This is a genomic window from Bradyrhizobium sp. P5_C11_2, from assembly GCF_054049755.1.
The window spans coordinates 1-7,715 of the sequence record NZ_JBFULT010000362.1 but is presented as its reverse complement, the minus strand read 5'-3'; the positions used below and the strand labels follow the sequence as shown (position 1 = coordinate 7,715).

General features: G+C 64.8%; 6 protein-coding genes. All 6 read right to left on the bottom strand.

Annotated features, from left to right (window positions below; genetic code table 11):
- On the bottom strand, positions 1–2,270 hold a 2,270-nt coding region (locus tag ACXJL8_RS27565), incomplete at its 3' end, for a two-partner secretion domain-containing protein (protein ID WP_456685926.1).
- Positions 2,271–2,289: 19 nt separating this feature from the next.
- Entirely contained in the window at positions 2,290–3,978 is a 1,689-nt protein-coding gene (locus ACXJL8_RS27560) for a ShlB/FhaC/HecB family hemolysin secretion/activation protein (protein ID WP_456618565.1), read from the bottom strand.
- Positions 3,979–4,300: 322 nt separating this feature from the next.
- Positions 4,301–4,762, bottom strand: coding sequence for a PTS IIA-like nitrogen regulatory protein PtsN (gene ptsN / locus ACXJL8_RS27555; RefSeq protein WP_456618566.1), 462 nt, complete (start codon positions 4,760–4,762; stop codon positions 4,301–4,303).
- Between the two features lie 230 nt (positions 4,763–4,992).
- Positions 4,993–5,592 carry a ribosome hibernation-promoting factor, HPF/YfiA family gene (gene hpf / locus ACXJL8_RS27550; RefSeq protein WP_456618567.1) on the bottom strand — a complete coding sequence of 200 codons (600 nt, stop codon included), beginning with the start codon at positions 5,590–5,592 and terminating at the stop codon, positions 4,993–4,995.
- Positions 5,593–5,748: 156 nt separating this feature from the next.
- Positions 5,749–7,362 carry an RNA polymerase factor sigma-54 gene (gene rpoN / locus ACXJL8_RS27545; RefSeq protein WP_456618568.1) on the bottom strand — a complete coding sequence of 538 codons (1,614 nt, stop codon included), beginning with the start codon at positions 7,360–7,362 and terminating at the stop codon, positions 5,749–5,751.
- Between the two features lie 91 nt (positions 7,363–7,453).
- Positions 7,454–7,715 (bottom strand): ABC transporter ATP-binding protein C-terminal domain-containing protein (locus ACXJL8_RS27540; protein ID WP_456685925.1); only part of this gene is annotated, 262 nt, incomplete at its 5' end.

Sequence of the window (7,715 nt, the reverse complement as noted above, 5' to 3'; positions counted from 1 at the left end):
TTCATCTCCATCAATTGAAGCTGATGAGTGTTTCGGATGATCGTCGAATATTCGGAGCGCAGGAAGGGCCGGGTATAGCCATGGATCCCGTACCAGTGCCCCCAAGGCACTGCGGGCCAGAAGGAGAAGCCGGGATAGCTTTGGTGCAGAAGCGCGCTCGCCGTGGTCAAGCCGGTCGCCGAACAACTGCCAAGGTTTGTGGCGCACCCCGTCGACACACCGGTGGTCTCGATATCCCAGTAGCTTCTGTCCAGCGTACCGCTGGCGCTGTTGTATCCGATCAGTCCGCCGGTATCGGCAGAACTGCCGCCGGAGAGCTTGCCGGTCGCGTAGGACTGAACGACCGCGCCGTCATTGTACCCGACCAGCCCTCCCACATAGGCACCGCCAGTTACGTCGCCGGTCGAATAGACGTAGGTCGCGGTGGAATTTGCGCCGAGATACCCGATCAGGCCACCGACGTGAGACGAGCCGCTGACGCGTCCCTCTGCGTAGGAATCGCTGACTGCGCTGAGGTTGTCGACGTTGCCGGCGAGCCCACCGACATKACTGCCGCTTCCCGTGACGACGCCGGTCGCAAACGACGCGGTCACGAGCGAGTAGCTGGCGTAGCCCAGCAGCCCCCCGACGGAATCATTGCCGATGATCGTACCGTTCGCATCAGCGTGATTGATGGTGGTGGAATTCGCCGCCCCGACCAGAGCCCCGACCGAATTATTGCCAATGATCGATGCATTGCTCAGGCTGACGTTGCCAATCATGATCGCGCCGTTGGCATAGCCGAACAGACCGACGTAATTTTCCGAGGGGCGGTTAATGGAGAGCCCACTGACGACGTGCCCCAATCCCTCGAAGCTTCCCGAAAATGCGCTGCTGTTGTTTCCGACCGGTGCAAATCCGGCGCCCGAATTCCAGTTCCTCGTCACTGACGCATCAATGTCCGCCCCCAAGGCGTAACGACCGGACAGATCGGCATTCATGTTCTGAAGCGCGCTCACGTCCGTGATGACCTTGTAGGTGATCGGTCCCGCGCTCCCGTTCTGGGTCTGAAACAAGCTTCCCGCAGCGAGATTGATCGCGGAGTTGATGGTGTAGGTACCACTGCTGGTGGTCTGCGCGTATTGCAGAATCAGCCCATCGCTACCCGTCGTTCCCGTGGAGGTGAGCGATGCATTGACGATGATGTTGTTGTCGGCTCTCAGAGTGAGAACGTGCGAGCCCCAGACGACCGGCGAATTGACCGAGATGTCGCCCGGTTCGGTATCGCTGCTGGACGTCGTCACCGTTACATCGCCGCTCGCCAGCGCGGTCTGCAGGGCCGCCGCGTAATTGGCGTCGATGGTTATGTTCGAAGGATCGATCAGCCAGCGTCCGCCCAGCGTATCGACCTTCAGATCGGACGCGAGATTGACCTTGGCGGCGGAGGTTTCGACCGAGCGGGCCCGCAGCGTGCCGCCGGCGTTGACCTCGCCGTGCTTGGCATCGCCGAGCAGGAGGATGCGACCATTGCGGCTGCCGATGCTCGCGGCCTGCACCACGCCGGTGTTGTTGACGACGCCCTTCATGGCGTCGCTCGCACCCTTGGCGGTGAGGATGGCAACGCCGCCGTCGGCGCGGATCAGCCCCTTGTTCTCGACCAGGGTCTTGACGGTGGAGGCCTTGACCTCGACCGAGAGCAGGCCGTCGCCATTGAAGTCGAGCAGCACGTCGGTGCCGGCGGCGAGCGCCGTGCTGCCGGCGATGGTGCCGGAATTGCTGACGCTCGGCGAGATCAGCGCCACCACCTTGCCGGAGATGCTGCCCTCGTTGCTGATCGCGCCGCCGCTGCCGGTGAAATTGTAGCGGCCAGCCAGAAAATCCGCGTTGCTGATTCCGAGCGTGGAGGCGACGAAGCCACCGGTCTGCACGCTGCCGGTCTTGCCGATCGCAATGCCGTTCGGATTGATCAGGAACACTTGCCCATTGGCGCTGAGGCTGCCGAGGATTTTTGACGGGTCCTGGCCGACGACGCGGTTCAGCGCGACCGAGGAGGCGCCGGGCTGGTTGAAGGTCACGGAGTTGCCGGCGCCGATCGAAAAGCTCTGCCAGTTGGCGATCATCTTGTCGCTCGACTGGTTGATCGTCATGGCGTTGCCGGACTGGCTGATCGTGGCCTGTCCCGACACGACCTGGCCGCCGGTCGGCAGGGTCTGGGCCAGCGCCGGCGGCGTCAGCATCGTGGTCGCGGACAGAACGAGTGCGAGCCGCATCCGCGGCAGGGTCGATGTCATCGCGTGCCCCCTCGAAACATCAGAAGCGAATGCCGGCTTGCAGCCAGAACTGGTCGTTGGCCTTGACGCCATCGGCGTTCGCCCCGGTGATGATGGAACGGCCGGGATTGTCGCCCAGCGTATGGGCCCAGCTTGCCGAGACGTTCAGCCACTCGCGCGTCCAGCGCGCGGCGAGGCCGGCGCTGGCGAGCCCGTAATCATTGCAGCCGCAAACAGTGACCGGCGCGATGCCGTTCGGCGACACGTTGATCTTGACGTAGCCGCCGTCCAGGAAGCTCGCCAGTTGCAGGCTGCCGAAGCGCACAGGCAGCGGCGCGTTGTAGCGGAGCTCGAGCGTGCCGAGCACGCCCATGTCGCCGCGCGCCTCGCCGACGGGATAGCCGCGCACGCCGAACGGGCCGCCCAGCGCAAAGTCTTCCGAGGAATCGAGGTTCTTGTCGGCCCATTGCCCGTAGAGGCGGCCGAACAGCGCGAAGTCGCCGGGCAAGGCCTGAAGCCGGGCGACCGCGACATTGATCCGGTTGAACTGCCCTTGCGTCCGGAGTCCAGCCTGGTCTGCCGCGAGCGCGCTCGCCACGCGCGCGAGATCGAGATCGCCAAAAGTCCAGCTCACCGACCAGTTGGTGATGCCGCCGCCGAGCAGCGCGTCGCGTCGGTCGCCGTTGAGGCTGAGCGTGCCGGAGGTCGAGCGCTTGTCCTGGAGCGTTCCGGCGATGCTGTCGTCAACCAGCGCCTTCCAGGTCACGGTGCCGCCAAGCTGGAGGTTGAAATCGCGCGAGCGGATCAGGCTGTAGTCGACGCCGCCATTGGCGAAATGGGCAAAACCGGTGAGACCGAGGGCGCGGCCGATGGCGTCGATATTGTGGTAGTCGAGATAGGCGTAGCTCGCATTGGCAATGAAGCCGCTGGCGCCGAGCGGCACGCTCGTCGCCAGCGAGCCGAACTCCTGGCCTTGCGATACCGTGCCGGAGAGCCGCGTCAGGTCGCCGTAGCCGGAGACGTCGGTGAACGTCACCAGCCCGTTGCCCTGCGCCTTGCCCACGCTGGAGCTGCCGTAATTATCGGCCCAGATGCCGCCCCCGAGAACGGGCGCCTGCGCGACGCCGACGACGAGCTTGCTGGTGTTTGGCGCCTCGCCCGGCGCGAGCTTGGCATGCACCGACACGCCCGGCAGGTCGTTCATCCGCAACAGCGCGTCTTCCAGATCCTGCCGCGTCACGCCGTCCGGCTTGACGCGGCCCTCGATGATCGCGCGCAACAGGTCCTCACGCACGCGCACGCCCTTGGCGCGGTCGAGGCTGATGGTCTTGAGCCCGCCCTCCGCGATCTCGATGGTGACGATGCCGTTGGTGACGTCCTGGGGCGGCAGCAGCGCGCGCGCCAGCAACCGGCCGCGGCCCTGGAGCACGGCCGTCACCTGATCGGCCAGCGCATAGAGCCCCTTGATGCCGAGGCGCTTGCCGCGAACCGAGGCAACGAGCTGCTCGCGATCGGCCGGCGGCAGCAGCTCCACCTTGCCGGTGAAGCGAACGCCCTTCACGATGATGCGCTCGCCCCGGTCGGGGATCGCGGCGGGCGCCTGCTGCGGTCGAATCTCGTCAGGGGACGGCAGCCTTTCCTGCCGCTGCAACTCCTGCTGCCGCTGCATCTCGCGGAGCAGCGATCCGGCATCCTCCGCGACGGCCGGGACTGCGGTACCTGCTATCACTAGCCCCACCACAACAACCCTGCACTGCACCGCGCCAACCACTTTCATCCTACGGGCCCGACCTTCGGGCAATAGGTAACGACATCAGCGAAAGCGCAGGACGGCGCGTCGATTTAAACGCCACTTGCGTTCCTGGGCGTCTTTAGCGGACTCCGACATGGCGCGATGTGCCGGACGTCTCAAATGGGGAAATTTTTCGCGTTGTCTTGCCGGTCATTGCGAGATCACGACATCCCGCGCGCACGCTACGGCGATGGCCGGCGTACATTGGCAATTGCGTGGGTCGATTCCGCTTCTTGACGGGCGACGAGGAAAAGCGAAGTTACGCTGCGGTCGCCGGCGGCAGTGCGAGCACCGAATAGATCGCCTGGGCGTCGCGCGAGGCGCGGAGCTTCTTGGCGATGTCCTGGTCGCGGAGCAGGCGGGCGATGCGGGCCAGCGCCTTGAGGTGGTCGGCGCCGGCGCCTTCGGGGGCGAGCAGCAGGAACACGAGATCGACCGGCTGGCCGTCCATCGCCTCGAAATCGATCGGGCGATCGAGACGGGCGAACAGGCCAAAGATCTTTTCCAGCTTGGGCAGCTTGCCGTGGGGAATGGCGACGCCGTAACCGACCGCGGTGGTGCCGAGCTTCTCCCGCTGCAGCAGCACCTCGAAGACCGCGCGCTCGTTCTGCCCGGTCAGCTCGGCGGCCCTCGCCGCGAGCTCCTGAAGCGCCTGCTTCTTGCTGTTGACTTTCAATGCCGGGAGAATCGCCTCGGGCGCGACCAGATCGGTAATCGGCATGGATGGTTTCCGAGGTGAATTAAACCGTCAGGTTCCGAATTGGCCTGCTCGGTCAAACCGAGCCCGGCCGGCGTCAAGAAGGTGAAGCAGGAGGCGGACTTAGCCCAGGTCCAGGTACGTCCTGATGTGGGGCGCTTCTACTCCAACGCAATCCCGGTGCCAACTCCCGCGTGCGGCTTTGCCCCGGTCATTGTTAAGGGCTGCGGGTGCTACGGGGCCCCTGCGCGGGCCTAACTGCCCGATTTGGGGCCGGGCGGGTCGATCCAGCCCACATTGCCGTCAGCCCGACGGTAGATGATGTTCACCCGGCCGCTCGAGCCGTGCTGGAATACCAGGCAGGGCGCCCCGCTGAGGTCGAGTTCCATGACGGCCTCGCTGACCGACAGCATTTTGAGCGATGTGGTTGCCTCGGCGATGATCACGGGGTTGTAGCCGGCGACGTCGTCCTCGTCCTCGCCCTCGCCGGGCGCCTCCAGCACGTAGCTCGTGGCATCGAGCGCGGCCAGCGCCGCAGAGGCCACATGGGCCTTGCGGGCCGAGCGATCCTTGAGCCGGCTCTTGTAGCGCTTGAGCCGCTTCTCGATCATCAGCAGCGCCTGGTCGGCGCTGGCATAGGCGTCGGGCGCGTTGGAATCGGCCTCCAGCGTAATGCCGGAATCGAGATGCAGCGAGCAATCGGTGCGGAAGCCGAAGCCGTCCTTGCTCAGCGTGATGTGTCCGGAATAATTGCCGTCGAAATATTTGCGCAGCACCTCGTCGGTGCGGTCGGCCACGCGGCCGCGCAGGGCCTCGCCGACGCTGACGCTCTTACCCGAAACGCGGAGAGTCATGTGAACCTCGCTTGGTTAGGTTCTTGGCTGCGCATGATCCGTGCGGAGAACCGCTGCGCATTCTGCGTTCGCGCGCCCCTCCGGGTCCGGATCATGCGGGCGCATGGATCGGTCTCGATGGGAGATTGAGAGTAGCGCGATTTGGCGCCAGCGCAATCAGGCCGGCTCGGTGTTGCGGGAGCGATCGGACATTGCGGTCGAGAGGACGTTACCAAGAGCGCTCTGCTTGTCACGGCGGCGTTGCACCGAGGATGGAATGCGCATGGCTTCGCGGTACTTCGCGACCGTGCGGCGGGCAATATCAATGCCCGAGGCGCGTAACCGTTCCACGATGGTGTCGTCGGACAGAATCGCGGACGGTGCTTCCGAATCGATCAGCTGCTTGATGTGGTGGCGCACGGCTTCGGCGGAATGCGCCTCGCCGCCGTCGGCCGACGCGATCGAGGCGGTGAAGAAATATTTCAACTCGAAAGTACCGCGGTTCGTCGCCATGTACTTGTTGGCGGTGACGCGCGACACCGTGGATTCATGCATCTGGATGGCGTCGGCGACGGCCTTCAGATTGAGCGGCCGCAGATGCGCCACGCCATGGGTGAAGAAGCCGTCCTGCTGACGCACGATCTCGGTTGCAACCTTCAGGATGGTGCGGGCGCGCTGGTCGAGCGCACGCACCAGCCAGGTCGCGTTCTGGAGCGCGTCGGTGAAATAGGATTTGTCGCCGTCCTTGCCGATCTTCTTCGACAGCTCGGAATAGTAGGTCTGGTTGACCAGCACGCGCGGCAAGGTGTCGCTGTTGAGCTCGACGTGCCAGCCGCCGTCCGGACCCGGGCGGACATAGACGTCCGGCACCATCGCCTGCAAACGCGCCGAGCCGAACTTCATGCCGGGCTTGGGGTTGAGGCGGCGGATCTCGCCGATCATGTCGGCGATGTCCTCGTCGTCGACGCCGCAAACCTTGCGCAAGCCCGCGATGTCGCGCTTGGCGAGGAGATCGAGATGCTCGACCAGCGCCTGCATCGCCGGGTCGTAGCGGTCGAGCTCGCGCAGCTGGATCGCGAGACATTCACTCAAATTGCGCGCGCAGACGCCGGGCGGGTCGAATTTCTGCAGCACGGCGAGAACCTGCTCGACCTCCTGCTGCGAGGCGCCAAGCCGCTCGGCGGCCTGGCCGAGATCCGCCGGCACGTAGCCGGCTTCGTCGACGAGGTCGATCAAATACTGCCCGATCATGCGCTGCGCCGGCCCGCTGAAGGCCACCGAGAGCTGCTCGGCCAGATGATCGCCGAGGGTGGTTTCCGCCGCGACGAAGGCCTCGAGATTGTAGTCCTCGTCGCCGGAGGCGCCGCCGCCCCATTCCGTGTAGGTGGTCGGCGCGGCATCCTGGGCGGTGCGCGCCGCGGCCTCGGCCGGCTCCTCGGAAAAGACGTTGTCCAGGCCGGTGTCCAGGGTCTGCTCGATCTCGGCGCGGGTGCCGAGATCCTTGCTCATCCATTCTTCCTGGCCCGGCTCGAACGCCTCGCCCGGACCGCCACCCGGCTCGTCGTTGTGGCCGCCGTCGGAATCGTTGAACTGGCCGGCCTCGGCCGGGGCCTCGCCCGCGGGGGCCTCGTCATTGGCCCGCTCCAGCAGGGGATTACGCTCGAGTTCCTCTTCCACGAAGGTCGTGAGATCGAGATTGGACAATTGCAGCAGCTTGATCGCCTGCATCAACTGCGGCGTCATGACCAGCGACTGCGATTGCCGGAACTCTAATCTCTGCGTGAGCGCCATGAAGCAAGAACCGTTCCCAAAAAATTGGTCCGATTTTTGCTTATCCTAGTCCAAGCCCGATGTACACGCCTTGACGAATTCGAAAAAAGGGCTAGAGGCGGAATTCCTCGCCAAGGTACAGGCGGCGAACGTCCGGATCATTGACGATCTCATCCGGGCTGCCCTCGGTCAAGATTTCACCGGCATAGACGATATAGGCACGATCGGTGAGGCCGAGCGTCTCGCGCACGTTGTGGTCGGTGATGAGCACGCCGATGCCGCGATTGGTGAGATGGCGGACCAGGTCCTGAATGTCGCCGACCGCGATCGGATCGATGCCGGCGAAGGGTTCGTCGAGCAGCATGTAGTTCGGA